This window comes from Pararhizobium antarcticum (assembly GCF_001885585.1).
In the GTDB taxonomy this organism is placed as follows: Bacteria; Pseudomonadota; Alphaproteobacteria; order Rhizobiales; family Rhizobiaceae; genus Pararhizobium; species Pararhizobium antarcticum.
In genome coordinates this window covers 104,796-130,321 of record NZ_LSRP01000151.1, presented here as the reverse complement: position 1 = coordinate 130,321, position 25,526 = coordinate 104,796, and the positions used below count along the sequence as shown (strand labels likewise).

Sequence of the window (25,526 nt, the reverse complement as noted above, 5' to 3'; positions counted from 1 at the left end):
AATGGTGACCATTCTCGACCGCACCAACACCGAGATCGATGTCAAGCGCATCCGTCATCCGGAAAAGGCCCACAAGCCCGACACCGAGATGCTGCGCAAGCCGGAATGGATCCGCGTCAAGGCACCGACGTCGAAGGGCTATGCCGAAACCAAGTCGATCGTGAAGGAGCACAAGCTCGTCACGGTCTGCGAGGAAGCCGGCTGCCCGAATATCGGCGAGTGCTGGGAAAAGAAACACGCGACCTTCATGATCATGGGCGAGATCTGTACGCGCGCCTGTGCCTTCTGCAACGTCACGACCGGCAAGCCGAATGCGCTCGACATGGCCGAGCCGGAAAACGTCGCCAAGGCCGTCAAGCAGATGGGCCTTTCCCATGTTGTCATCACCTCGGTCGATCGCGACGATCTGGCAGACGGTGGCGCCGAGCATTTCGAAAAGGTGATCTGGGCGATCCGCGCGGCATCGCCGCTGACGACCATCGAAATCCTGACGCCGGACTTTTTGAAGAAGCCCGGCGCGCTGGAGCGGGTCGTTGCCGCCAAGCCTGACGTCTTCAACCACAATATGGAAACGGTGCCCGGCAATTATCTGACGGTGCGTCCCGGTGCGCGCTATTTCCACTCGGTCCGGCTTTTGCAGCGGGTCAAGGAACTCGATCCGACGATGTTCACCAAGTCGGGCATCATGGTCGGGCTTGGCGAAGAGCGCAACGAAGTGCTGCAGCTGATGGACGACCTGAGAACCGCCGATGTCGATTTCCTGACGATCGGGCAATATCTGCAGCCGACCCGCAAGCACCACCAGGTGATGAGCTTCGTGACGCCGGATGAATTCAAGTCCTACGAGACGGTCGCCTATACCAAGGGCTTCCTGATGGTCGCTTCGAGCCCGCTGACCCGCTCGTCGCACCATGCCGGTGATGATTTTGCGCGGTTGAGGGCGGCACGGGAAAAGAAGCTGATGATCGCTGCAGAATAGTCGGCGTGATGTCTGTCTTACAGCACAGCATAACTTACCTTAGGGCAAGACCCTTTCCAGCCCTACTTGCTGTTGCAGCTGGCTTTTTATTGACGGCGTCTGAGAGGTTGGTCGATCCGGATACGTGGCCTCGTTTTCCATTCGAGGCAGCCTGGGCGATCTCTCTTCTCTATCTCGGATATACGGCAATCGTCGATATCCATCGAGCGATGTCCACAAGCCATGAAGGCGATGTCCCGGAGCGTTTCGCGGTCCCATCCTATCTCGTCCGGGCCGTGCCGGTTCTCCTGTGCTTCAGTTTTCTGTCAGCGTTCGCCGAAAGTGCCGTGGCGTCTTTTTCTGAACTTTCCATCACTACCAGGTTTTTTCTCTCACTCTTCGTACCTGCGTTCGTTGGTAGTCTCCTTTGGGCTTTGTCCGGGCAATGGATCATGAGTGCGATCGTCTATGGAACGTCGTCAGGTTTCGCATTTCGCGGCAGTTCGAGGTTTTTTCCGCTGATTGCCACTCTCCTGCTGATAAATCTTGTCATACCGCTAACCGACCTATTCTTCATTTACAGCCATCCCCAAAGCGATGCTGTCCGCATCGGTCAGGTGGTCGTGCGGCAGGGGTGTTTGATCATATGCCAGATCGTCAGCGTCGCGGTTGTGGTGCGGGTATTTTTGACGGCACATTCCGGAACTTCCCACCAAATCTCTCGCAGGTGGCTGTAAACGTCTTGATATCAGTGTTGTCAGAGATTAATTCCCCTGCATGCCCCAGTTCGAGACCAGACGCCCCGTCAAGCATACGCCGGACCAGATGTTCGATCTGATCGCCGATGTCGAAAAATACCCGGAATTCCTGCCGCTCTGCGAAGGACTGACGGTTCGTTCCACCAAGGAGCGTGACGGCAAGGTGCTGCTTCTGGCGGATATGACGGTCGGCTACAAGGCGATCCGCGAGACGTTCACGACGCAGGTGCTTTTGAACAAGGCCGAGCGCGTCATCGAGGTCAAATATATCGACGGGCCGTTCAAATATCTTGACAATCGCTGGCGGTTCGAGCCGCTGCCGGATGGCGGTTGCTCGGTGCATTTCTTCATCGACTACGAGTTCAAGAGCCGCATTCTCGGCGCGCTCATGGGGTCGATGTTCGACCGCGCCTTCCGGATGTTCTCAGAGGCGTTCGAAAAGCGCGCCGATACGATCTACGCCTCCGCGTAAAGCCTCGGTACTGATTTTTTCAAGAAGACTTGAATGTTCGGCGATCCCGGCGCTTCATAGGGATATGATCGTGCGCCTTTTTCTCCTTGCTGTGATGATGGCTGTGCCGCTTTCGGCGCAGGCGGCTGATGCTGTAATCCGCAAGGCCGGTCGTTACATCCTGCTGCTGGACGGGGAGGGAAAGCCGGTTGCCGGCAGCTATTGGCTTTCACCGGCGCTGAAGATCAGCGTGCATTCCCGCAAAGGCGCCTTGCCGACGGATCCAGAATTCAGAGACAGGGATTTTTTCCCGATGCGCCGTGGCGCCATGCTGCTGATGGCGAATTACCGCTATAGCTACAGTCCCGAACCATCCTCCGTGGGCATCGGCCAGACGCAGGTCATTGCGCGCAAAGCGACCCCGATCGGTCCGCTGGCCGCCATGCTGAAATCCGAGGACCTGATGATCCGCTATTCCTTTCACGGGACACTTGGCTCCAGGCTGGATGGGATCGACCTCATCAACCACTTCTACACGATCGAGCGCAACGACCTTGAGGCGCCCGACGCCAAATGGGGCAAGCGGGTTTACATCGAAACGCTGGACATGGACCTATCGGACGACGATGCGGCGCGCGTGGCAAGCATCGCATCCGGCGAGGCGTTGAGCAGCGGCGATTTTTACGTCGATTATTTGATCCGCGTCGCTATCCTGCCGGATCTCACCCGTTGCCTTGAGGAAAAGCGCAAGGCGCCGGACTACCCGGAAAAAGCGCGTCGCCAAAGAGACGGTTCCGACGCATACATGGCAGAGGCGTTTCCGGGCGATGGAATGGCCTTCTGGGAAAAACGGCCGTCCGGCGCTCCCGACGAGCAGGCGATGAATGTCTACCGGATATGCCCGTCGGACACGAAGTGATCAACTGGCCTCGGCGACGTCCCGCAGCATCTCAAGGGCGGTTTGCACCGTCGCCAGCCGCACCGCATCGCGGCCGATATCGCCGTAGCGCATTTCGCGATGCTCGATCCTGCCGCTGCGGCTTGCCGCTGCCAGATGCACCAGTCCGACCGGCTTGTCCGGCGATCCGCCACCCGGTCCGGCAATGCCGGTGACGGCCACCGCGAGGTCCGCCTGCGCGTTGGCAAGCGCACCGCGCACCATGGCAAGCGCCGTCTGTCGCGATACGGCTCCGAAGGCATCGAGCGTCGAGGGATCGACGCCGAGCATTTCGACCTTCGCCCGGTTGGAATAGGTGACGAAACCGCGATCGACGACGGCCGAAGATCCGGCAATCTCGGTCAGCGCCCCGGCAATCAGCCCGCCGGTGCAGGATTCGGCGGTGGCCACCGTCAGCCTGGCTGCGGTGAAATCGGCAATCAGAGCGCTGGCGAGTGTCTCGATGTCCTTCGGCCAGCCGCTCATGCCGCCCCCCGGCCAAAGACGACGGTTGCGGTGGCGATCGCGGCGATGCCCTCGCGGCGTCCGACAAAGCCGATGGTCTCGTTGGTCGTCGCCTTGACCGAACAGCGATCGAGCGTGATGCCGAGAATGTTTGCGATTGTTTCGCGCATGGTCAGCCGGTGCGGGCCGATCTTCGGGGCTTCCGCGATCAGCGTGATGTCGGCGTTCATGATCGTGCCGCCATGGTCGCGGACGATACCTGCGGCGTGTTCGAGGAAGATGTGCGAGGGCGCACCCTTCCATTGCGGATCGGACGGCGGGAAGTGATCGCCGATATCGCCTGCACCGCAGGTGGCGAGCAGGGCGTCCGTCAGCGCATGCAGCGCCACATCGGCATCGGAATGCCCGAGCAAGCTCTGGTCATGCGGAATAAAGACGCCGCAGAGCGTCACACCATCCCCCGCGACCAGCTGGTGCACGTCGTATCCGTTGCCGGTGCGCACATCTGGCAGTGCGGTGCGGTTGAGCTTTTCGTCGGCCATGGCGATGTCCCGTTGCGTGGTCAGTTTCATATTGTCCGGCGAGCCCGCGACGAGGCGCACCGGCAGGCCAGCCCATTCGGCAATCGCGGCGTCGTCCGTGAAGTCGGCACGACCGGTGGATTCCGCGGCTGTGTGCGCGGCAAGGATCGGCTGGAACCGGAAAGCCTGCGGCGTCTGGGCACCATAGAGCCCCGCCCGCGATACGGTTTCCGTAACGTGACCCCCGGCATCACCGCGTTTCAGCGTGTCGGCTACCGCTACGGCAGGCAGGACAGCCTCGGCTCCGGACTGTAGCTCATCCGCAATACGATCCAGCATGTCAGCGTCGATGAACGGGCGCACCGCATCGTGGATCAGCACATGGCTGATGCCGGCGTCGCCCAGTTTCCGAAGGCCGGCGAGCACCGATTGCTGCCGCGTCGCATGGCCATGGGTGACGACGATCGTATCATTGGGCAGGCTGAGGCGCAGGGCGTTTTCAAACAGAGCCGCATCGTCCGGATGAATGACGACGACGATACGGGTCGCCTTGGCCCAGAGGGTGAAAATATCCAGTGTGGCACAGAGGACCGGACGTCCGCCGATGGCGCGATATTGTTTGGGACCGTCCTTCGGCGAGCCGGCCCGTTCGCCGCGTCCCGCAGCCACGATGACGATACCGCAGGAAATCTGTTCTTTTGCCGCCATTGTCTGTATGAGGTCCCGTCCCATGCGCCACGATCGCGTTCGATATCCGGCTGCGGGATCGAGCCAAGCCTGGTTTCAGACCGTACCGCCGCCCAATGTCATCCATCTTGCGTGAAGATGGTCCATGCAAGCGGTGATTTAGCCCGAAGAAACCGGCTTTACCAGTTGTTCAGGGAAAATTGTCGAAGGCGTCCGAAAACACTTGGCAAGTTCATCAACAATGTCTAAAAATAGTGCAATATGAGTATGTGCCCGAAAGATGAGCATTTGCAGAAGCCGGCTTTATCATCACAATTCGAGGTCGGGGGGCTCGCGGTTCGCAATCGCGTCGTGCTCGCGCCGATGTCCGGCGTCACCGATCTGCCCTTCCGCCAGCTTGCCTGGCGGTTTGGGGCCGGCATGGTCGTGACCGAAATGGTCGCCAGCCGTGAACTGGTCGGCAATGCCGCCGAATCATGGGCGCGGCTGCGCAGTTCCGGCATCGATCCGCATGTCGTCCAGCTCGCCGGGCGTGAAGCGCACTGGATGGCCGAGGCTGCAAAAATCGTCGCCGGCAATGGCGCTGCGATCGTCGATATCAACATGGGCTGCCCGGCCAAGAAGGTCACCGGCGGTTATTCCGGCTCGGCGCTGATGCGCGATCCCGATCACGCTCTGTCGCTCATCGAGGCGACGGTAAAGGCGGTCAATGTGCCGGTGACGCTGAAGATGCGGCTTGGCTGGGACGACCAGTCGATCAACGCGCCGCTGATCGCGCGGCGGGCGCAGGATGCCGGCGTCCGGATGATCACCATCCATGGTCGCACCCGCATGCAATTCTACAACGGCAAGGCCGACTGGGACGCGATCAGGGCTGTCCGCGACGTGATTTCCATTCCGCTGATTGCCAATGGCGATGTCGCCACCGCAGACGATGCGCATGAAATTCTCAAGCGGTCCGGCGCCGACGCGGTGATGATCGGGCGGTCCTCGCAGGGGCGTCCGTGGCATGCGGGCGTGCTCGCCGGCAGCATTGCACACCCGGGCACCGCCGAAATCATTGCGACCGTCGAGGAGCACTACGCCATGATGCTGGATTTCTACGGTGTCGACGTCGGGCTTCGGCATGCGCGCAAGCATCTCGGCTGGTATCTCGACCGGTTTGCGCCTCAAACGACAGGCGCGGGAAAAGCGGCGATCATGACCTCGACGGACCCTGCTGCGGTGATTGCCCGCACGATGGCGGCGCTTTCTGCCGGTGCAGTTCCTCTTCAAGAATCGGATGCGGCTGCATGAGCGGAAAAACACGCGAAGACGAGAAAAAAGGCCTGAACACCCTGCCGATGGCGGTGTTGAACGCCATCCAGAATCCGGTGATCCTGGTCAATGAAACCGGTCTTGTCGCCTTTGCAAACTGGGAAGCAGAGGCCTTTTTCGGCGCCAGTTCCAATTATCTCGCAAAACACGACATCAGCGCCTTCATCCCGTTCGGCAGTCCGCTCCTGACGCTGATCGAACAGGTGCGCGAGCGGCGCGCACCGGTCAACGAATATCGCGTCGATCTTTCCTCGCCGCGGCTGGGTGCCGACAAGCTCGTCGATCTCTATGTCGCGCCCGTGCTGTCAGAGCCGGGCTGCGTCGTCATCGTTTTCCAGGAACGCTCGATGGCCGACAAGATCGACCGGCAACTGACGCACCGCGCCGCTGCCCGGTCTGTCACCGGTCTTGCATCGATGCTGGCGCACGAGATCAAGAACCCGCTCTCCGGCATTCGTGGCGCGGCGCAATTGCTGGAAACCTCCGTCAATGACGAGGACAGGGCGCTGACCCGGCTGATCTGCGACGAGACCGACCGGATCGTTTCGCTTGTCGACCGCATGGAGGTGTTTTCTGACGAACGCCCGGTTGACCGTGTGCCGGTCAACATCCATTCCGTTCTCGACCATGTGAAGGCCGTGGCCAAGGCCGGTTTTGCCCGCAAGATCCGCATCACCGAGAATTACGATCCGTCCTTGCCGCCGGTCTTTGCCAATCGCGACCAACTGGTGCAGGTCTTCCTCAACCTGATCAAGAATGCGGCGGAGGCCGTGGCCGACCGTCCCGAGGGCGAGATCATGCTGACAACGGCCTACCGCCCCGGCATCAAGCTTTCGGTCGCCGGCACGCGCGAAAAGATTTCGCTGCCGCTGGAATTCTGCGTGCACGACAATGGCCCCGGCGTTCCGGCCGATCTCGTGCCGCATCTCTTTGATCCCTTCATTACCACCAAGACGAATGGCTCCGGCCTCGGCCTGGCACTTGTCGCCAAGATCATTGGTGGACATGGCGGCATTGTCGAATGCGACAGCCAGAACCACCGCACCACGTTTCGCGTTCTGATGCCGGCCTCGAAAGGGATTTCGGCGGAGGATTCCGAGCCCCTGACGATAAAAGGACATTCCTGATGACTGGCGCCACCATCCTCGTTGCCGACGACGACGCTGCCATCCGTACCGTACTCAACCAGGCGCTCAGCCGCGCCGGCTATGATGTCCGCATCACCTCGAATGCCGCGACGCTCTGGCGCTGGATTTCGGCCGGCGACGGCGATCTGGTGGTGACGGACGTGATCATGCCGGATGAAAACGCCTTCGATCTCCTGCCGCGCATCAAGAAGGCCCGTCCCGACCTGCCGGTGCTGGTCATGAGCGCGCAGAACACTTTCATGACGGCAATCAAGGCCTCCGAAAAAGGCGCCTATGACTATCTGCCGAAGCCTTTCGACCTGACGGAACTGATCGCCATTATCGGCCGCGCCCTGGCCGAGCCGAAACGCAAGCCGGTCAAGATGGAAGACGACACGCAGGACGGCATGCCGCTGGTCGGCCGCTCGGCGGCGATGCAGGAAATCTACCGCGTGCTTGCCCGGCTGATGCAGACCGACCTGACGCTGATGATCACCGGTGAATCCGGCACCGGCAAGGAACTGGTCGCAAAGGCGTTGCATGACTACGGCAAGCGCCGCAACGGCCCCTTCGTGGCGATCAACATGGCGGCCATTCCGCGCGACCTGATCGAATCGGAACTGTTCGGCCACGAGAAGGGCGCCTTTACCGGCGCCCAGAACCGCTCCACCGGTCGCTTCGAGCAGGCGGAAGGCGGCACCTTGTTCCTCGATGAAATCGGCGACATGCCGATGGATGCCCAGACGCGGCTTTTGCGCGTGCTGCAGCAGGGGGAATATACGACGGTCGGCGGGCGCACACCGATCCGCTCGGACGTGCGAATCGTTGCCGCCACCAACAAGGACCTGAAGCAGTCAATCAACCAGGGCCTGTTCCGCGAGGATCTGTACTACCGGCTGAACGTCGTGCCGCTGCGCCTGCCGCCGCTGCGGGACCGGGCCGAAGACATTCCCGATCTCGTGCGCCATTTCGTCCAGCAGGCGGAGAAGGAAGGCCTCGACGTCAAGCGCTTCGACCAGGAGGCGCTGGAACTGATGAAGGCGCATGCCTGGCCCGGCAATGTCCGCGAACTGGAAAACGTCGTGCGCCGCCTGACGGCGCTCTATCCGCAGGATGTGATCACGCGGGAAATCATCGAAAGCGAACTGCGCTCGGACATTGCCGACAGCCCGATCGAAAAATCATCGGCCCGCTCGGGGTCAATGTCGATTTCCCAGGCTGTCGAAGAAAACATGCGGCAGTATTTCTCGAGTTTCGGCGAGGGATTGCCGCCATCCGGCCTTTACGATCGGGTGCTGGCCGAAATGGAGTATCCGCTGATCCTCGCGGCCCTGACCGCGACGCGCGGCAACCAGATCAAGGCGGCGGATCTGCTCGGTCTCAACCGCAATACGCTGCGCAAGAAAATCCGCGAACTGGGCGTCTCCGTCTACCGGAGCGCACGCAGCGCTTGACTTGTCCCCGACAACCGTTGCATTTTCGCCACAATGCGTTGCTTAGACAGCAATTGTATTCCGGAACCTTCGCGCGGAGGGCCGGCGCTGCCGGTGGCGCGTCCGGTGCTTTGCCGCGGTAGCCGGTTCCGGTTCGGTCATCAGGCTTGACCAACGACAGACAAGATTGATCCGCTGCCTGCGCCAAGATGCCGGGCGCCGGACGGGGGGGACGCGTTTCTGATGGCAGACGGGCTGACTTTGCCATTGGCAGAAGAGGACGGCGTGGTGATCGCCCATGACCGGCGCGCGCTGTTTGCCTTGCCCGGACTGATGGTCGCAACCGGCGCGCTCGTCTGCGCGATCGTCTCGCTTCTCGTGCTTCTGGGGCTGACCCCGGTCCGACCGGAAACGCCGATCGTCATCGCCTCGGCCTCCGTCAATGCCCTGTTCGTGCTGGGCCTGCTTTTCCTCATCGGTCGTGAGATCCTGAGGCTCCTGAAAGCGCGCAATCGCGGGCGCGCTGCAGCCCGGCTGCACGTGCGCATCGTCGCACTGTTTTCGATCGTCGCGATCACGCCCGCCATTCTGGTGGCGATCTTTGCCAGCATCACGCTGGACGTCGGGCTGGACCGCTGGTTTTCGCTGCGCACCCAGTCGATCGTCAGTTCCTCGCTCGATGTGGCACGGGCCTATGTGCTGGAGAATGCCAGCTATCTGCAGGGCCAGACCGTCTCCATGGCCAACGACCTCGAGCGCAACCGTCAGCTCTACAGCCTTGACCGCACCGGCTTTACCGAGCTGATGACGCGGCAGGCGCTGGGGCGCGGCATGCTCGGGGCCTTCCTGGTGCGCGCCGACGGCTCGGCCATCCTGCAGGCCAATATCCCGACCGCCCGACCTTTACCGGCCATCCCGATCGATGCGCTGAAAAGCACCGTCTCAGGCCAGCCGACACTGATTCCGCCGGGCATCACCAATCTCGTCGGCGCCGTGATCCCGATCGACAACATCTCCGGCGCCTATCTCTACGCGGTGCGCACGGTCGATGCGAAGGTCATGCGCTCGATGCGGCTGATGGAGGAGAATACTGCCGAATACCGGGCGCTGGAGCAGGGGCGGACCTCGCTGCAGATCGCCTTCGGCGTGCTTTATCTCGGCTTTGCCCTGATCGTGCTTCTGGCGGCCATCTGGACGGCGATTGCGGTTGCCGACCGCATCGTCCGGCCGATCCGGCTTTTGATCGGCGCCGCCGACAGCGTTGCCTCCGGCAATCTCAGCGTCATCGTTCCCGTGCGCGCCGTCGATGGCGATGTCGGCAGCCTGTCGCGCACCTTCAACAAGATGATCGCCGAGATCCGCACGCAGCGCGATCAGATCCTCGAGGCGAAGGACGAGATGGACGACCGCCGCCGCTTCATCGAAGCGGTGCTGTCGGGCGTCACGGCTGCCGTCATCGGCGTCGAGGACGATCGCCGGATTACCATCGCCAATGCCTCGTCGGAGGTGTTCCTGTCGCGCTCCATGCTCGATCTCGTCGGCGAGAAGCTCGGCGATGTCGCGCCGGAAATCGACCAGGTGCTGAGCGAGGCGGCGAGCCGTCACCGCAATGACTACCGCAAGCAGATCAACATCATGCGCGGCGGCACCGAGCGGACGCTGAATGTGCAGGTGACACGCGAGGAAACCCGCGACGCCAAGGAATCCTACGTCATCACCGTCGACGACATCACCGACCTCGTGATTGCCCAGCGCTCGACCGCCTGGGCCGATGTCGCCCGCAGGATCGCCCACGAGATCAAGAACCCGCTGACGCCGATCCAGCTCTCTGCCGAGCGCCTGAAGCGTCGCTACGGAAAGCAGATCGACCCCGACGACCGCACCGTCTTTGACCAGTGCACCGATACGATCGTGCGCCAGGTCGAGGATATCGGCCGCATGGTCGACGAGTTTTCGTCCTTTGCCCGCATGCCGAAGCCGACCAAGGAGAAGGCCGATCTTCGGCATATCCTGAAAGATGCGGTCTTCCTGCGCGAAATGGGCAGTAGCGATATTACCTTCATCCGCGATTTCGGCGAGGTTCCGCTGGACGGCCAGTTCGACAGCCGGATGCTGGGGCAGGCCTTCGGAAACATCGTCAAGAATGCTGCGGAGGCGATCGAAGCCCTGCCGGCAGATGCGGTTCGGGCCGAGCAGAAGATCATGGTGCGGTCGCGACTGAATGAAAGCACCGGCCAGTTCGTCGTAGACATTATCGACAATGGCAAGGGTTTGCCGACGGAAAATCGCCACCGCATCCTCGAGCCCTATATGACGATGCGGGAAAAAGGCACCGGCCTTGGCCTCGCGATCGTCAAGAAGATCATCGAGGATCATGGCGGGCAACTGGAACTGCACGATGCGCCCGCCGATTTCGATGGTGGTCACGGTGCCATGATCCGCATCATTCTACCGCCGGCGGGACAGGCCGCCGGCGCTGACGACAGACAGGACAAGGACAGGACAGATGGCCGCTGATATTCTGGTAGTGGACGACGAGGAGGACATCCGGGAGATCGTTTCCGGCATCCTGTCCGACGAAGGACACGAAACCCGCACGGCTTTCGACAGCGACAGTGCGCTGGCGGCGATCGGCGACCGGCTGCCGCGGCTGGTGTTTCTCGATATCTGGATGCAGGGAAGCCGGCTCGACGGGCTGGCGCTGCTGGATGAGATCAAGAGCCGCCACCCGGACCTGCCGGTGGTGATGATCTCCGGCCATGGCAATATCGAGACGGCGGTTTCGGCCATCCGCCGCGGCGCCTATGACTTCATCGAAAAACCCTTCAAGGCGGATCGCCTGATCCTGATTGCCGAGCGCGCCTTGGAGAACTCCAAGCTCAAGAAGGAAGTCTCGGAACTGAAGAAGCGCTCCGGCGATCCGGTCGAGCTGATCGGCACCTCGGTTGCGGTTTCGCAATTGCGCCAGACGATCGAGAAGGTTGCGCCGACCAACAGCCGGATCATGATCCAGGGGCCATCGGGATCCGGCAAGGAACTCGTCGCCCGCATGATCCACCGCAAGTCATCGCGCGCCGGCGGTCCTTTTGTGGCCTTGAACGCGGCCGCGATCACGCCTGACCGGATGGAGGTGGCGCTGTTTGGCACCGAGGCGACGCCGGGACAGCCGCGCCGCACCGGTGCGCTGGAAGAGGCCCATAGCGGCATTCTCTATCTCGACGAGGTCGGCGAAATGCCGCGCGAGACCCAGAACAAGATCCTGCGCGTCTTGGTCGACCAGCAGTTCGAGCGGGTCGGCGGCTCCAAGCGCGTCAAGGTCGATGTGCGCATCATCTCCTCGACCGCCTACAATCTCGAAAGCCAGATCGCCGAGGGCGCATTCCGCGAGGATCTCTACCACCGGCTGGCGGTCATCCCCGTGCGCGTGCCGGCGCTGGCCGAACGCCGCGAGGACATTCCCTTCCTGGTCGACATGTTCATGCGCCAGATCAGCGAGCAGGCGGGTATCCGTTCGCGCAAGATCGGCGATGATGCCCTCGCGGTGCTGCAGGCCCATGGCTGGCCGGGCAATATCCGGCAGTTGCGCAACAATATCGAGCGGCTGATGATTCTCGCCCGCAGCGACGGCCCGGACACGCCGATTTCAGCCGATATGCTGCCGACCGAAGTCGGCGACAGCCTGCCGAAGATTTCCGCGCAGGGCGATCATCACATCATGACCCTGCCGCTGCGCGAGGCGCGTGAAATGTTCGAGCGCGACTATCTGATTGCCCAGATCAACCGGTTCGGCGGCAATATCTCGCGCACCGCGGAATTTGTCGGGATGGAGCGGTCGGCTTTGCACCGGAAGCTGAAATCGCTCGGCGTCTAAACGTCGTTTGTTTCCGTTCCTGCACTCCGCTTTGTCCTCTGTCCTGCCAGGTCTGCCATGTCGAGAATTGCCTATGTCAACGGTGCCTATGTTCAGCATTCCGAGGCCGGCGTGCACATCGAGGATCGCGGCTTCCAGTTTGCCGACGGGGTCTATGAGGTCTGCGAAGTCAGGCACGGGCTGATCGTCGACCTGACGCGCCATCTCGACCGGCTTGACCGGTCGCTTTCGGAGCTGCGCATGGCATGGCCGATGGCCCGGGCGGCGCTGGTCGTGGTCATCCGCCAGGTGCTGCGCCGCAACCGCGTCAAAAACGGCCTGTTCTATCTGCAGGTGACCCGCGGCGCCGCCCGGCGGGACCATGTGTTTCCCGCCGACGGCACGCCGTCAACGATCGTCGTCACGGCCAAGCGCACCGATGCGGGGCTGATTGCCAAGAAGAACAGCCAGGGTATCAAGGCGATTACCGTTTCGGAAAACCGCTGGGACCGGGTCGACATCAAGACCATCGGCCTGCTTGCCAATGTGCTGGCGCGGCAGACGGCCAGGGAAGAGGGCGCCCAGGAGGCGATCTTCGTCGATCCCGACGGCACGGTAAAAGAGGGGGCTGCGACCAATGTCTGGATCGTCGATGCGGAGGGCTGCCTTCGCACCCGGCCGGCGGAGCATGGCATCCTGCGCGGCATCACGCGGACGACGCTGATGGATGTCGCTGAGACGCTTGGCCTTGTGGTCGAGGAGCGGGCGTTCACGCGCGACGAGATGCTGGCGGCGCGCGAGGTTTTCATCACGGCCGCCACCAGCATCTGTTTTCCCGTGGTAGCCATCGATGGAAAAACCATCGCCAATGGCCATCCCGGCACCGTGTCACAGAATATCCGCGAGGCCTTTTTCGACATTGCGGAAAAGACTGCGATTTGATACCAAATCCGATGGGGCGTTGGGCGGAGAGGTTCGAACCGGCGCTTCGGGATTTAAAATCACAGAGACAACCGGCCGTTTGGGCCGGCAAATAAGAAAGAAGCGGCGCGATGGCGGAACGTTCTCAGAACTTGCAGGATCTCTTTCTCAATACGGTCCGCAAGCAGAAGATTTCATTGACGATTTTTCTGATCAATGGTGTTAAACTGACGGGCGTGGTGACGTCTTTCGATAATTTCTGCGTCCTTTTGCGGCGTGACGGACACTCCCAGCTCGTCTACAAACACGCCATTTCGACCATCATGCCCGGCCAGCCGATGCAGATGTTCGAAAGCGAAGAATCTGCCTCCTGACAGGACGTTAAGTCAATTACCAAACGTGATACAAAATCGTCATCGGTCATCCCGGAGCTGGAAAAGCTCCGCGATGACATGCGCGCCGTCGTCATCGTCCCGGTCCTGAAAAAGACCGGACGACAGAATGCTGAAATCGCTGCGGCCACAACGACGCGGTCCGACGAAAGCCGGCTTGAGGAAACCATCGGACTGGCGCGTGCCATCGATCTGGAGATCGTGCATGGCATGATCGTTCCGGTGGCGCAGCCAAAACCCGGGACGTTGCTCGGCAGCGGCAAGATCGAGGAGATCGGCCAGCTGCTCGAGGAGCACAATGCCGGCCTCGTCATCGTCGACCACCCCTTGACCCCGGTGCAGCAGCGCAATCTGGAAAAGGAATGGAACGGCAAGGTCATCGACCGTACCGGTCTGATCCTCGAGATCTTCGGCCGCCGCGCCTCCACCAAGGAAGGCACGCTGCAGGTTGATCTGGCCCATCTCAACTACCAGAAGGGCCGGCTTGTGCGCAGCTGGACCCACCTTGAGCGCCAGCGCGGTGGTGCCGGCTTCATGGGTGGTCCGGGTGAAACCCAGATCGAGGCCGACCGTCGGCAATTGCAGGACAAGATCATCAAGCTGGAGAAGGAGCTGGACCAGGTGCGCCGCACCCGCCAGCTGCACCGCTCCAAGCGCAAGAAGGTGCCGCACCCGATCGTGGCGCTGGTCGGCTATACCAATGCCGGAAAATCGACACTGTTCAACCGGATCACCGGCGCCGAGGTGCTGGCCGAGGACATGCTGTTTGCGACGCTCGATCCGACGCTGCGCCGGATGAAGCTGCCGCATGGCCGGGTGGTCATGCTGTCGGACACCGTCGGCTTCATCTCGGACCTTCCGACGCATCTGGTCGCCGCCTTCCGCGCGACGCTCGAAGAGGTTCTGGAAGCCGATCTCATCCTGCATGTGCGCGATCTCTCCGATCCGGACAACCAGGTGCAGGCACAGGACGTGCTGCGCATCCTGACCGATCTCGGCATCGACGAGAAGGCGCGCTCGGAGCGCATCATCGAGGTCTGGAACAAGATCGACCGGCTGGATCCGGAAGCCCATGACAGCATCGTCCAGAAGGCTGAGCACACGGAAAACACGCTTGCGGTATCCGCCGTGTCAGGCGAGGGCGTCGATCATCTGCTCGATGTCATCGGCGAGCGCCTGTCAGGCGTCCTGATGGAATGCAATGTCGTGCTGCCCGCCAACAAGCTGCAATTGCTGTCCTGGGTCTACGAACACACGATGGTGGACGGCCGCGAAGACATGGAAGACGGCTCTGTCAGCCTCGATCTTCGCATGACACCGAGCGAATCGGAAGAACTGGACCGCAGGTTGGGCAATGGGCCGAAGGCTGTGGCGAAGGACTGGTAGGGGCCTGCCTTCGTCGCGTTTGCGGCGTTCTGGCACGGCCTGAACAGTGCAACTGCGTCATGCTCGGGCTTGCCCCGAGCATCTTCAACGGCTTGATTTCACAGGTTTCATAGATCCTCGGCGCAAGGCCGAGGATGACGCAGCGTGAAGACGCAAGTTCTTCCTGCCGTTACGTTAGCTGCCGCTCGATCGCCTTGGCCGCCTGCCACAATCCTTCCATCCGCTCCAGCGTCGCCTCTTGCAGGCTCTCGCCGGACGCTCCCAGTTCCGTCTCGATATGGCCAAACCGACGCCGGAATTTGGTGTTGGTGCCGCGCAGCGCCATTTCCGGGTCGGCGCCGACATGGCGGCCGATGTTGACGACAGCGAAGATCAGGTCGCCCAGTTCGTCGGCGACCTTCCGCTTGTCGTTCGATGCGAGAGCCTCGCGCAGTTCGGCGATCTCCTCCTCGATCTTGTTTAGGATCGGTTCCGGTGACGACCAGTCGAAGCCGACCTTGGCGGCGCGCTCCTGAAGTTTCAGCGCTTCCACGAGGGCAGGGAAGCTGCGCTGGACAGAGCCGAGATAGCCCTTGTCTGCGTCTTCCGGCAAACCCCGACGGGCCCGCCGTTCGAGGCGTTCGGCCTTTTCCGTCTGCTTGATCTCGCTCCACTGCAGTTTGACCGCTGCGGGCGTGTCGGCCTGCGAGCGGGCAAAGACATGCGGGTGTCTGCGGATCATCTTTCTGGTGATCGCCTCGACCACGTCGCCGAAGGAAAAATCGCCGGCTTCTTCGGCCATCCTGGCATGGAACACGACCTGCAGCAGAAGATCGCCCAGTTCGTCGCAGAGATCATCCATGTCGTTGCGCTCGATCGCGTCGGCGACCTCATAGGCCTCCTCGAGCGTGTATGGCTTGATGGTCTCGAAGGTCTGGACAATGTCCCAGGGGCAGCCGGTCTCCGGCTGGCGCAGGGCTTCCATGATATCGATGAGGCGCTGGATGTCTTTTGAAGGGTGCATGGCTCTCAGTTCAGCGGGATGGCGTTGGTGTCCTTGGCCGACTGGTAGGTCTCTGACAGGGCCTGATAGCGGGCGCGAATGCGCTGGTCCTGCCGGCGCAGCGCGGTCTTTGCCTCCTCTTCCGACGTGGCCACCAGATCGGCAATGGCGGCAGAGCGCCAGAAGGCGTTGTTCCTGGCATAACCGCCGGGTTCCAGCCGAAAAACCTCCTTGAGGATCTTTAGGTCGTGCGGGATGGCGAAGGCGTCACGCGAATCTTCATGGCTGAAGAAATAGTAGAAATTGTCGAAACCGGCCCAGGTGATCGCCGACAGGCACATGGAGCAGGGCTCGTGCGTCGACAGGAAGATCAGATCCTTGGTGTCGGCCTTGTCGGCGCGCTCGTAGAATCGCTTCAACGTGTGCACTTCACCATGCCAGAGCGGATTTTCGGTTTCATTGTTGGTCTCGGCAACGACCAGCGACAGATCCGACTTGCGCAGGATGGCAGCGCCGAAAACCTTGTTGCCGGCGGCGACGCCGCGCTCGGTCAAAGGCAGGATGTCGTCCTCGATGACGTCAAGCAGGCGTTTTGCCAGGTCCTGTTGTTCCATGGTGAAAAGGCTCCGGGGGGCTTGGTTTTCAGCATTTAGCGGGTATTGCTGCAGATGCGCAATCCCTGCCATGCGTCATCCCCGACAAGGCGACGAAGACGGGATTTCTGCGGAGCAAGGGGAGATATTTGCGCCATTTCAGGAAAGACGAGCAAAACAATACGGGACGGCAAAGGCATCCGCATTTCTGTTTCTTCAATTTCCAGCCTATAAAGACGATAGTCTGCCAGACCTGTAACAGGATGATTATTCTCTGATATGACCGAACAGCTGACCGTCTTCCCGGCCTTCTTCCGCGTTGCGCAGAAATGCGTGGCGGTGTTTGGCAATGGGGACGAGGCCTATGCCAAGGTCCGGCTGCTGCGCAACACCCAGGCCGCTATCACCGTCTTCGCGGAGAACCCGCAGGCCGATTTCGCCGATTATCTGGCGCAGCATGCCGTGACCACCGTTAGCGCCGCCTTTGTGCCGCAGCAGGTCGAGGGCGCGGTGCTGGTTTTTGCCGCCACCGGTGACGAACATCAGGACCAGGTGATCGTCGCTGCGGCCCGGGCCGCTAAAATTCCCGCCAATGCGGTCGACCAGCCCGAATTCTGCGACTTCCTGACGCCGGCTCTGGTCAATCGCGCCCCTGTTGCCGTTGCCATCGGAACGGAAGGCGCCGGTCCCGTGCTCGCCCAGATGATCCGGGCGCAGGTCGACCAGATCCTTTCCCCGTCGCTTGGCGCGCTGGCCAGCCTGGCGCAGAGCTACCGGCGCGCCGTCGACCGGCTTTTGCCGCGCGGCGTTGCCCGTCGCGTTTTCTGGCGCCGGTTCTTTTCCGGCGCGGTTGCCGATCAGGTGGCACTTGGAAACACGTCTTTTGCGCGGCGCGAGGCGACCCGTCTCTTGAAGACCCTGGGCAATGTGCCCGGCCATGTCTGGCTGGTGGGCGCTGGTCCGGGTGCCGAGGATCTTCTGACGCTGCGCGCCCAGCGCGTGATGATGGAAGCCGACGTTCTGGTCTATGATGCGCTGGTGCCGCAGGCGATCGTCGACATGGGGCGGCGCGATGCCGAACGCCTCTCCGTCGGCAAGCGCAAGGGCTGTCATTCGAAGTCGCAGGGCGAGATCAACCGGCTTCTCGTTCGCCTTGCCCTGGAAGGCAAGCGCGTCGTGCGGCTGAAATCCGGCGATCCGCTCGTCTATGGCCGCGCCGGCGAGGAAATGGCCGCTTTGCGCGAAGCCGGCATCAGCTACGAGATCGTGCCCGGCATCACCTCGGCCTTTGCTGCAGCTGCCGATTTCGAGCTGCCGCTGACATTGCGCGGCGTGGCCTCCTCGCTGATCTTCACGACCGGCCATGACCTGACCGGCGACGTTTTGCCCGACTGGGCGCGACTGGCGATTTCCGGCGCCACCATTGCCGTCTATATGGGCCGCACAGTGGCCGCATCGGTCGCTGCACGGCTGATGGAAGCCGGCTTGCCTGCCGAAACGACGGTGGCGGTCATCGAGAATGCCAGCCGCAACGACCGTCGCCTGCTGCATGGCACGCTGCGGGACCTGCCCGACCTGGAACACCGCAACGAGTTGAACGGTCCGGTTATGGTGATCATTGGCGATGCGGTCGCCGGCGCCAATTTCGAACATTCCGAGCCGCTGGTAAGGCAGGCGGGCAGGCTGGCCGATGCCGCTGTCGCCGCGCCCGGTGAGCGTGAAACACAAGAAGACGAGTTGAGGAACTGACATGGTCGACAAAGTGCTGACTGCCAACCGCCTTTCGGACGGCATCTCGGTCTGGCTGGATGCCGCCGGCAACTGGGTGGAATCGCTCCAGGACGCGTTTGTGGCGCGCCATGCCGAGGCGGTTTCGGCACTCGAATCGACCGGTAAAACGGCGTTTGCCGACAACAAGGTGGTTGACGTCAACGTCATCGACATCGAAGAAGTCAACGGCGTGCTGCGTCCGCTGCGCCTGCGCGAGCGCATTCGCGCCGAAGGCCCGACGATGGAATACGCCCCCGGATACAAGGGCCTTGCCGGCCCCGTCCATGCTGCCTGAGGAATTGAAGACCGATGTATCGTTATGATGAATTCGACCACGCCTTTGTCCATGACCGCGTCGAGCAGTTCCGCGATCAGGTGGAACGCCGCCTTTCCGGAGAGCTTGCCGAGGATGCCTTCAAGCCGCTCCGGCTGATGAACGGCGTCTATCTGCAACTGCACGCCTATATGCTGCGGGTTGCCATTCCCTATGGCACGCTGAATGCCAGGCAGATGCGCATGCTCGCCCATATCGCGCGCAAGTATGACCGCGGTTATGGCCACTTCACCACCCGCCAGAACATCCAGTACAACTGGCCGAAACTGTCGGATACGCCGGATATCCTGACCGAGCTTGCCTCGGTCGAGATGCATGCCATCCAGACCTCCGGCAACTGCATCCGCAATGTCACGGCCGATCATTTTGCCGGCGCCGCCGCCGACGAGATCGCCGACCCGCGCCCCTATGCCGAAATCCTGCGGCAATGGTCGTCGGTGCATCCAGAATTCTCCTTCCTGCCGCGCAAGTTCAAGATTGCCGTCACCGGGGCAGCCCACGACCGCGCCGCCATCCAGGTGCACGACATCGGCCTGCACCTGAAGAAGAACGACCAGGGCGAGATCGGCTTTGCCGTCTATGTCGGCGGTGGCCAGGGCCGCACGCCGATGATCGCCAAGAAGATCCGCGACTTCCTGCCGGAAGAGGACCTGTTGTCCTACACGACTGCGATCATGCGCGTTTACAACCTGCATGGCCGCCGTGACAACAAGTACAAGGCCCGCATCAAGATCCTCGCGCACGAAACCGGCGCCGAGGAACTGGCGCGCCAGGTGGATGTCGAATTTGCCGACCTGAAGAACACCGAACTGAAACTGCCGGATGCCGATATCCAGGCGATCACAGCCTATTTTGCCCTGCCGGCCATGCCGGAGCGTCCTGAAGGCTGGGCGAACCTTGCCCGCTGGAAAAAGGCGGACGAGAATTTCGCCCGCTGGGTCGACCAGAACGTAAAGCCGCACAGCCATCCGGACTATGGCATGGTAACGATCTCGCTGAAGCCGATCGGCGGCATTCCGGGCGATGCCAGCGATGCCCAGATGGACCTTGTCGCCGATATCGCCGAAGACTACGCCTTCGACGAAATTCGCGTCAGCCACGAGCAGAACCTGATCCTGCCGCATGTGGCGCTGGCCGATCTCGAAGCCGTCTATCGCGGTCTCGTCTCCTCTGGGCTGGCAACGGCCAATGCCGGCCTGATCACCGATATCATTGCCTGTCCCGGGCTCGACTATTGCGCGCTGGCCAATGCGCGGTCGATCCCGCTGTCACAGGAAATCTCGACGCGCTTCGGCGATCCGGCGCGCCAGGCCGAGATCGGCGAGCTGAAGATCAAGATTTCCGGCTGCATCAATGCCTGCGGCCACCATCATGTCGGTCATATCGGCCTGCTCGGCGTCGAGAAGAAGGGTGCTGAACTCTACCAGATCACACTGGGCGGTTCCGGCGACGAAAACACCTCGATCGGCGAGATCATCGGCCGCGGTTTTGAGCCTGAAAAGGTCACCGACGCGATCGAGACCATCGTCGATACCTATCTTGGCCTGCGCAACGACGCGTCGGAAACCTTCCTCGAAGCCTATCGCCGTGTCGGTCCGCAGCCGTTCAAGCTCGCGCTTTACGGCTCTTCGTCAGCAGCGGCATAAGGGAAAAGCCATGACCAAGATCTGGAAAGAGACCGGTTTTGTCGACAACGATCCGTGGATCGTCGAAACCGATGAGCTCAAGGCAAACGACGAGCAGAAGCCGCTGCTGGATATCGACACGCTGATTGCGCGCGCCGATGAAAGCAACGATGTCGGTCTGGGCGTACTCGTCAAGCCGGCCGATGACGTCAAACGGCTCGAGCCCTATCTGGCAAGGCTGGCGATCGTGGCGGTCGCATTCCCGGCTTTCAACGATGGCCGGGCTTTCAGCCATGCGTCGTTGCTGCGCGAGCGGCTTGGTTTCGAAAACGAGATCCGCGCTGTGGGCGATGTGCTGATCGACCAGGTGCCGTTGATGCTGCGCTGCGGCATCGACAGTTTCGCGGTGACCAACGCGACGGCCATCCAGCGCCTGTCGGAGGGCCGGCTTCCGGGCATCGACAATCACTACCAGCCAACGGCGCGGGCTTCGGCGGATGCCAAATCCTACAGCTGGCGGCGGGTTTCCTGAAGCCCGCTTCTCGACAAAAGTGCCCGCGACAGTCTGAAGCAAGGCAATTGGCGCAAAGCAGCGTATAATTGGAACGGATTTGCTTTCCTTTGCCGTATCGGTGCTTTATCCGCCTAAAGCTGATCTCTCTGCTCACCATACAGGACCAAGACCACGATGAACGCTCCTGCCAAGGTCGAAGAATTTGTTCCCGCAACCATCCCCGCCGGCGTGTTCGCCGAAACGGTGACGAAGGTGACGCATTATACGGATCGGCTGTTCAGCTTCCGCATGACGCGCCCGGCCGAATTCCGGTTCCGCTCCGGCGAATTTGCGATGATCGGCCTGATGGTCGATGGCAAGCCGATTTACCGCGCCTATTCGATCGCCAGCCCCGCCTGGGATGATGAACTCGAATTCTTCTCGATCAAGGTGCAGGACGGTCCGCTGACATCGCATCTGCAGTCGATCCAGCCCGGCGATCAGGTGCTGATGCGCAAGAAGCCGACCGGCACGCTGGTGCTCGACGCGCTGACGCCCGGTAAACGCCTCTACATGTTCTCGACCGGCACCGGCATCGCGCCTTTCGCAAGCCTGATCCGCGATCCCGAAACCTACGAGAAGTTCGAAGAGGTCATCCTGACCCATACGACGCGCGATGTCGCCGAGCTGAAATATGGCTTCGACCTGATTGAGGAAATCCGCAATCACGAGTTCCTCGCCGAACTCGTTGGCGACAAGCTGCGCCACTACGCGACGGTGACGCGCGAGGATTATCCCTTCAAGGGCCGCATCACCAATCTGATGCGCGACGGCAAGTTCTTCGCAGACCTGGGGCTTCCGGCCTTCGATCCGGCCATTGACCGCGGCATGATCTGCGGCTCGACCGAGATGCTGAAGGAAACCAAGGAAATTCTCGAGGCGGCCGGCCTGACCGAAGGCGCCAACAACAAGCCGGGCGAATTCGTCATCGAGCGTGCCTTCGTCGGCTGATCGCCAACACATATTCCGGACGGTGAGGGGCGGTTTGCGTGGGCAAGCCGCCCTTTTTCATGTCGGAATCAGCGATCCGCGAGATAGGCGAGCAGTTTTGTCATCGCTGCGGAAGCTGCAGCCGCATCGGCCTGGTGGATGGCGCGAATGACCTTCACATGGAGATCCACCGACTGGTCCATATGCTCGGCCGATGCGGCCTTAAACCAGAGGCGGCGGGCATGGGTCTGCAGGGGGGCGAGTGCGGCGGTCAGGAAAGCATTGGGGCAGGCGGCCTCCATGATCTCGTCAAAGGCCTTGTCCGCCGACAGAAACCCCTCCATGTCGGCATTGATCGAGCAGGCCGTCATGTGCTGCGCGCATTCGATCAACGCGGTGCGCTGTTTGAGGCTTGCATGCTCCGCCACCAGGGCGGCGGCGAGCGGTTCGAGCCGGCTGCGGACGTCCATGACATGCCGGTGATCGTCCGGCTTGATCTCCGAAATCTGCAGGCCCACCCGGGCGCGCACGGCGATCAGGCCTTGCCAGGCCAGTTTCTGGATCGCCTCGCGCACCGGCGTGCGCCCGTGGCCGGCCAGTTCGATCAGCTGTTTTTCGGTGACCAGCGAGCCCGGCGCCAACTTCAGCGTGACGATCAGGCTTTCCAGCGACAGATAGGCCAGATGGGCCTGCGATGATGATCGCGACACAGATCTGGATCTTTCTGGTATATCAGGCAAGGATAGGCTCCAACTGGGATGGCAAGACTGCTGATATACCACATTGCCGAGCGTAGGGATAATCCACCGGCCTCGCAGTTGTGACAAATTCCCGCCGAGACCATCACGACGAGACCGAACTGAAAGCGTTGACCGGCGCTTCAGTTCGCGGCGACTGGCGATAACACGATTGCAGCGACGAAGAAATACACGGACGTTATTTGTTGTCTGGCCAGGCTCGACTGATGGGGACGCGGATTTGCCGCCCGCTGCGCCCGCCGTTTTGGCGTCCCGAATGGTCAAACAAGGTGGGCAATGCCTGCCGCCACGGATGGCAAGGGGCCGTCGTTCCCTTCGAAGAGATCTGTGCGAAACGCCGACGCATCACCCCCGCGCCCGCAAAGCGACCGTCAGAGGCAGACGGGTGGCGGAGAAGGCCGGTAGCGCGCCGCCGACGACACCGATCACCAGGCCGAGCAGCCCCGCCGTCAGCATGACGCTGCTGTTCATCGTCAGTTGGAAGGACAAACTGGCGTTGTTCGCGCCGATCGTGCTGGCTTGCCACCCGTTGAACACGAACCATGAAGCGAAGAGGCCGATTTGCGGCAAGCGTTTCCTTGTCACCGATCTCATCGATGTTCGGGCCCGCAGTGTCCGCTTCGCAAGCGTCCCGGCCCTGAGCCGCGACGGCTGCTGCGACCGAGAGAATGATCAGCGCGACGAGGTTGCCAACCGCAACAATGCTTGCCGCATGCCGGCCCTGTGTCCAGGAGAAATCGAGGAAGACCAGCAGATCGTTGAGCGCCGAGGATCAAAGGATGAAATAGCTTTGCTGCATCGTCACGGCATCATCGAGATTGATGATGAAGTCGGTCTTCTTGTCACCGTCGACGTCGCCGTAGACATAGGTGTCGGACGTGGCCTTCACGAAGCGAACCTCGGCCGAGGCGCCGGTGAATGTTCCGACGAAGCTGAAGGCCTGATTGCCGGACACCTTGATATTGGCGTCGATCGCCGACAGGTCGATCCTGTCGCCGTCCAAAATGCTGAAGTCGAAGATCGTATCGGCCGCCGCGACTGTCTTGCCGGTGTCGGTCACGGCCTTGTAGACAAAGACGTCGGCACCGCTGCCACCGTAGAGATCGTCGGCGTCGGCACCGCCGTAGAGCCAGTCCCTGCCACCGCCGCCGCTGAGCAGATCCGCGCCGCCGCCGCCGGTGATCGCATTGGCGCCGCTATTGCCATAAAGCTTATCGGCATAGCTTGAGCCGGTGAGATTTTCGATCGATGAAAAGCTGTCGCCCCTGGCATCATTGGTATTGGCCGCCGGCGTGTTGAAATTGACGACAACCCCCTTCGTCGCGTTTGTATAGGCGACCGTATCGGTGCCGGTGCCGCCCGAAAACCTATCCGCGCCCGCACCGCCAACAAGCAGGTCGTTTCCCTTGCCGGCGGAGATGACATTGTTGCCGCTGTTGCCGTAGAGACGGTCGCTGAAGTCCGAACCGGTCAGGTTTTCGATCGACGAATAGGTGTCGCCCGCTGCGTCATTGGTGTTTTGCTGCGGCGCCGCGAGATTGGCGACAACCCCCTTCGTTGCCGTTGCATAGGATGCCGTATCCGTGCCGGTACCGCCGGAGAGCGTGTCGGCCCCCGAGCCGCCGATGAGGGTATCATTGCCTGCGCCGCCATAGAGCTTGTCATTGCCCTTGTCGCCATTCAGCGTATCGTTGCCGTCATTGCCGGACAGGGAATTGGCCAACTGGTTGCCGCGCAGGGAATCATTGCCGGAGCCACCTTTTACATTTTCGATCAGCGACCGCGTATTGCCATTGTAAAGCAGGGTATTGAAGATGTTGCCACGGGCATAACCGTCATTCGGTCCGCCATCGAGATAGGCAAGCTGGTCTTCGCTGAACAACGAATGCTGACCGGCTCGCAGATCGACCTTGAGGCCTGTCCTATAGCTTGTCAGATCGAACGTATCGACGCCGCCACCATCCCAGATCGTCGCAAAAATCCGGTTGGCGCCGGGCGCGACGGCAATGGTGCCGTCGACGATGGTGTTTCCGCTCCCGGGTGTCCATTTGTAGACGGTGTTGCCGTTGTTCGTCGAAAAATCGGCACCATACATGTGCTGCAGGGCTGCAATGTCTGCCATCATGAACGTCTGTGGCGCGCCGAACGCCTCGTATTTGTAACCCTGGGCATCATCGCCGATGAAAGTCCTGTAGGTCATAACGGAATATTCGAGGGAGTCCTTGTTGCTGGGAAGAGCGCCAGGGAATTCCGTTTCATGACCGTGTTTGAGGCCAAGCGCATGGCCAAGCTCATGGATCAGCGTATGCCACTCATAGTTTCCGGCAACCGGCGAGCGATAGTTGTAGTCGGTGCCGAACCAGATGTCGCCGCCACTCGCATCGGCGAAAGGATAATAGGCATGGGCTGTGGCTGGCTCGTTCGACTGGGCGAAGCGCAGGGTTGCCGTCGAAGCGCTGCCCTCCGAAATGCTGAGATTGGTAAAACCTTCCACGGAAAAGCCGTCATTGGCGGCAGTGCCGGTGCTCTTGTCCAGCGCAAACCGGGCGGCCTTTATCTGCGCCGACGAGATGCTGGCGAAACCATCGTTCTTTTCACCCGCGTAGCTGTAGCTGCTTGCACTCGTAGGAAAAGCGTAGGTGATCGCGGTCCCGCCCCAGGCATAGGTCGAGATGAGCCCGTCAATGAGCTGGTTTCCGGTGTCCGCCACAAACTTGATCGTCTTGTTGGTTCCAGTCATATCTCGTTTTCCATGCGCAGGAGGAGAAACTATAAGTT

23 protein-coding genes and 1 pseudogene are annotated in these 25,526 nt (G+C 61.4%); 17 read left to right on the top strand and 7 right to left on the bottom strand.

The annotated features are described in order from the left end of the window. Window position 1 precedes the first annotated feature (1 nt). From lipA to AX760_RS25710, 4 genes are all read left to right on the top strand, one after another. The gene (gene lipA / locus AX760_RS25725; protein WP_071835860.1) at window positions 2–979 is read left to right on the top strand and encodes a lipoyl synthase; all 978 of its coding nucleotides are present in this window, start codon (window positions 2–4) and stop codon (window positions 977–979) included. A gap of 107 nt (window positions 980–1,086) precedes the next feature. Beyond that, entirely contained in the window at window positions 1,087–1,695 is a 609-nt protein-coding gene (locus tag AX760_RS25720) for a hypothetical protein (RefSeq protein ID WP_139276139.1), read from the top strand. 40 nt (window positions 1,696–1,735) lie between these two features. Then, complete coding sequence (locus tag AX760_RS25715) at window positions 1,736–2,188, top strand: type II toxin-antitoxin system RatA family toxin (RefSeq protein WP_071835858.1); 453 nt, start codon at window positions 1,736–1,738, stop codon at window positions 2,186–2,188. Between the two features lie 70 nt (window positions 2,189–2,258). Further along, complete coding sequence (locus tag AX760_RS25710) at window positions 2,259–3,086, top strand: hypothetical protein (RefSeq protein ID WP_139276141.1); 828 nt, start codon at window positions 2,259–2,261, stop codon at window positions 3,084–3,086. On the opposite strand, the gene AX760_RS25705 is transcribed toward AX760_RS25710, so the two are convergent. Continuing rightward, complete coding sequence (locus AX760_RS25705) at window positions 3,087–3,590, bottom strand: CinA family protein (protein ID WP_071835856.1); 504 nt, start codon at window positions 3,588–3,590, stop codon at window positions 3,087–3,089. Continuing rightward, a complete protein-coding gene (locus AX760_RS25700; RefSeq protein WP_083531351.1) occupies window positions 3,587–4,798 on the bottom strand; it encodes a bifunctional 2-C-methyl-D-erythritol 4-phosphate cytidylyltransferase/2-C-methyl-D-erythritol 2,4-cyclodiphosphate synthase in 1,212 nt (403 codons plus the stop codon). The genes AX760_RS25705 and AX760_RS25700 overlap by 4 nt, the downstream gene beginning before the upstream one ends. A 246-nt stretch (window positions 4,799–5,044) precedes the next feature. On the opposite strand from AX760_RS25700, the gene dusB reads away from it, so the two are divergent. From dusB to hflX, 8 genes are all read left to right on the top strand, one after another. Further along, a complete protein-coding gene (gene dusB, locus AX760_RS25695; RefSeq protein WP_071835854.1) occupies window positions 5,045–6,073 on the top strand; it encodes a tRNA dihydrouridine synthase DusB in 1,029 nt (342 codons plus the stop codon). Beyond that, the gene (locus AX760_RS25690; RefSeq protein ID WP_071835853.1) at window positions 6,070–7,221 is read left to right on the top strand and encodes a two-component system sensor histidine kinase NtrB; all 1,152 of its coding nucleotides are present in this window, start codon (window positions 6,070–6,072) and stop codon (window positions 7,219–7,221) included. The genes dusB and AX760_RS25690 overlap by 4 nt, the downstream gene beginning before the upstream one ends. Beyond that, the gene (gene ntrC, locus AX760_RS25685; RefSeq protein WP_071835852.1) at window positions 7,221–8,675 is read left to right on the top strand and encodes a nitrogen regulation protein NR(I); all 1,455 of its coding nucleotides are present in this window, start codon (window positions 7,221–7,223) and stop codon (window positions 8,673–8,675) included. The genes AX760_RS25690 and ntrC overlap by 1 nt, the downstream gene beginning before the upstream one ends. Window positions 8,676–8,897: 222 nt before the next feature. Continuing rightward, window positions 8,898–11,171, top strand: coding sequence for a sensor histidine kinase NtrY-like (locus AX760_RS25680; RefSeq protein WP_071835851.1), 2,274 nt, complete (start codon window positions 8,898–8,900; stop codon window positions 11,169–11,171). Beyond that, the gene (gene ntrX / locus AX760_RS25675) at window positions 11,161–12,525 is read left to right on the top strand and encodes a nitrogen assimilation response regulator NtrX (RefSeq protein WP_071835850.1); all 1,365 of its coding nucleotides are present in this window, start codon (window positions 11,161–11,163) and stop codon (window positions 12,523–12,525) included. Before AX760_RS25680 ends, ntrX begins: the two co-directional genes overlap by 11 nt. A 57-nt stretch (window positions 12,526–12,582) precedes the next feature. After that, entirely contained in the window at window positions 12,583–13,446 is an 864-nt protein-coding gene (locus AX760_RS25670) for a D-amino-acid transaminase (protein ID WP_071835849.1), read from the top strand. Window positions 13,447–13,556: 110 nt separating this feature from the next. Next, a complete protein-coding gene (gene hfq / locus AX760_RS25665; protein ID WP_018325164.1) occupies window positions 13,557–13,799 on the top strand; it encodes an RNA chaperone Hfq in 243 nt (80 codons plus the stop codon). A 78-nt stretch (window positions 13,800–13,877) separates the two neighbouring features. Continuing rightward, the gene (gene hflX, locus AX760_RS25660; protein ID WP_071835848.1) at window positions 13,878–15,203 is read left to right on the top strand and encodes a GTPase HflX; all 1,326 of its coding nucleotides are present in this window, start codon (window positions 13,878–13,880) and stop codon (window positions 15,201–15,203) included. Between the two features lie 169 nt (window positions 15,204–15,372). On the opposite strand, the gene mazG is transcribed toward hflX, so the two are convergent. Continuing rightward, window positions 15,373–16,206, bottom strand: coding sequence for a nucleoside triphosphate pyrophosphohydrolase (gene mazG / locus AX760_RS25655; RefSeq protein WP_071835847.1), 834 nt, complete (start codon window positions 16,204–16,206; stop codon window positions 15,373–15,375). Window positions 16,207–16,211: 5 nt separating this feature from the next. Continuing rightward, window positions 16,212–16,799, bottom strand: a complete 588-nt coding sequence (locus tag AX760_RS25650) for a deaminase (protein ID WP_071835846.1) — start codon at window positions 16,797–16,799, stop codon at window positions 16,212–16,214. 258 nt (window positions 16,800–17,057) lie between these two features. On the opposite strand from AX760_RS25650, the gene cysG reads away from it, so the two are divergent. From cysG to AX760_RS25625, 5 genes are all read left to right on the top strand, one after another. Continuing rightward, on the top strand, window positions 17,058–18,527 hold the full coding sequence (cysG, locus tag AX760_RS25645) for a siroheme synthase CysG (protein WP_071835845.1): 1,470 nt from the start codon (window positions 17,058–17,060) through the stop codon (window positions 18,525–18,527). 1 nt (window position 18,528) lies between these two features. Beyond that, window positions 18,529–18,843 carry a DUF2849 domain-containing protein gene (locus AX760_RS25640; RefSeq protein ID WP_071835844.1) on the top strand — a complete coding sequence of 105 codons (315 nt, stop codon included), beginning with the start codon at window positions 18,529–18,531 and terminating at the stop codon, window positions 18,841–18,843. 14 nt (window positions 18,844–18,857) lie between these two features. Continuing rightward, complete coding sequence (locus AX760_RS25635; RefSeq protein ID WP_071835843.1) at window positions 18,858–20,528, top strand: nitrite/sulfite reductase; 1,671 nt, start codon at window positions 18,858–18,860, stop codon at window positions 20,526–20,528. A gap of 10 nt (window positions 20,529–20,538) precedes the next feature. Then, window positions 20,539–21,039 (top strand): DUF934 domain-containing protein, encoded by a 501-nt coding sequence (locus AX760_RS25630; protein ID WP_071835842.1) that lies wholly within the window; start codon window positions 20,539–20,541, stop codon window positions 21,037–21,039. A gap of 156 nt (window positions 21,040–21,195) precedes the next feature. Then, window positions 21,196–22,011 (top strand): ferredoxin--NADP reductase, encoded by an 816-nt coding sequence (locus tag AX760_RS25625; protein ID WP_071835841.1) that lies wholly within the window; start codon window positions 21,196–21,198, stop codon window positions 22,009–22,011. A gap of 68 nt (window positions 22,012–22,079) precedes the next feature. On the opposite strand, the gene AX760_RS25620 is transcribed toward AX760_RS25625, so the two are convergent. The 3 genes and pseudogenes from AX760_RS25620 to AX760_RS27880 form a co-directional block, all read right to left on the bottom strand. Beyond that, window positions 22,080–22,700: a GntR family transcriptional regulator gene (locus AX760_RS25620; RefSeq protein ID WP_071835840.1), complete on the bottom strand. Its 621-nt coding sequence runs from the start codon at window positions 22,698–22,700 to the stop codon at window positions 22,080–22,082. 393 nt (window positions 22,701–23,093) lie between these two features. Beyond that, window positions 23,094–23,309: pseudogene (locus tag AX760_RS25615) on the bottom strand (ABC transporter permease); the annotation flags it as partial. A 211-nt stretch (window positions 23,310–23,520) separates the two neighbouring features. After that, window positions 23,521–25,488, bottom strand: a complete 1,968-nt coding sequence (locus tag AX760_RS27880) for a M10 family metallopeptidase C-terminal domain-containing protein (protein WP_071835839.1) — start codon at window positions 25,486–25,488, stop codon at window positions 23,521–23,523. Window positions 25,489–25,526: the final 38 nt, after the last annotated feature.

Excerpts from the sequence above, each read along its gene's own strand:
- hflX (WP_071835848.1), top strand. The coding sequence starts at position 13,878 with ATGCGCGCCGTCGTCATCGTCCCGGTCCTGAAAAAGACCGGACGACAG.
- AX760_RS27880 (WP_071835839.1), bottom strand. The coding sequence starts at position 25,488 with ATGACTGGAACCAACAAGACGATCAAGTTTGTGGCGGACACCGGAAAC.
- AX760_RS25650 (WP_071835846.1), bottom strand. The coding sequence starts at position 16,799 with ATGGAACAACAGGACCTGGCAAAACGCCTGCTTGACGTCATCGAGGAC.
- AX760_RS25670 (WP_071835849.1), top strand. The coding sequence starts at position 12,583 with ATGTCGAGAATTGCCTATGTCAACGGTGCCTATGTTCAGCATTCCGAG.
- AX760_RS25715 (WP_071835858.1), top strand. The coding sequence starts at position 1,736 with ATGCCCCAGTTCGAGACCAGACGCCCCGTCAAGCATACGCCGGACCAG.
- AX760_RS25690 (WP_071835853.1), top strand. The coding sequence starts at position 6,070 with ATGAGCGGAAAAACACGCGAAGACGAGAAAAAAGGCCTGAACACCCTG.
- AX760_RS25635 (WP_071835843.1), top strand. The coding sequence starts at position 18,858 with ATGTATCGTTATGATGAATTCGACCACGCCTTTGTCCATGACCGCGTC.
- AX760_RS25680 (WP_071835851.1), top strand. The coding sequence starts at position 8,898 with ATGGCAGACGGGCTGACTTTGCCATTGGCAGAAGAGGACGGCGTGGTG.
- ntrX (WP_071835850.1), top strand. The coding sequence starts at position 11,161 with ATGGCCGCTGATATTCTGGTAGTGGACGACGAGGAGGACATCCGGGAG.
- AX760_RS25705 (WP_071835856.1), bottom strand. The coding sequence starts at position 3,590 with ATGAGCGGCTGGCCGAAGGACATCGAGACACTCGCCAGCGCTCTGATT.
- AX760_RS25625 (WP_071835841.1), top strand. The coding sequence starts at position 21,196 with ATGAACGCTCCTGCCAAGGTCGAAGAATTTGTTCCCGCAACCATCCCC.
- AX760_RS25700 (WP_083531351.1), bottom strand. The coding sequence starts at position 4,798 with ATGGCGGCAAAAGAACAGATTTCCTGCGGTATCGTCATCGTGGCTGCG.
- hfq (WP_018325164.1), top strand. The coding sequence starts at position 13,557 with ATGGCGGAACGTTCTCAGAACTTGCAGGATCTCTTTCTCAATACGGTC.
- AX760_RS25640 (WP_071835844.1), top strand. The coding sequence starts at position 18,529 with ATGGTCGACAAAGTGCTGACTGCCAACCGCCTTTCGGACGGCATCTCG.
- cysG (WP_071835845.1), top strand. The coding sequence starts at position 17,058 with ATGACCGAACAGCTGACCGTCTTCCCGGCCTTCTTCCGCGTTGCGCAG.
- ntrC (WP_071835852.1), top strand. The coding sequence starts at position 7,221 with ATGACTGGCGCCACCATCCTCGTTGCCGACGACGACGCTGCCATCCGT.
- lipA (WP_071835860.1), top strand. The coding sequence starts at position 2 with ATGGTGACCATTCTCGACCGCACCAACACCGAGATCGATGTCAAGCGC.
- dusB (WP_071835854.1), top strand. The coding sequence starts at position 5,045 with ATGTGCCCGAAAGATGAGCATTTGCAGAAGCCGGCTTTATCATCACAA.
- AX760_RS25630 (WP_071835842.1), top strand. The coding sequence starts at position 20,539 with ATGACCAAGATCTGGAAAGAGACCGGTTTTGTCGACAACGATCCGTGG.
- mazG (WP_071835847.1), bottom strand. The coding sequence starts at position 16,206 with ATGCACCCTTCAAAAGACATCCAGCGCCTCATCGATATCATGGAAGCC.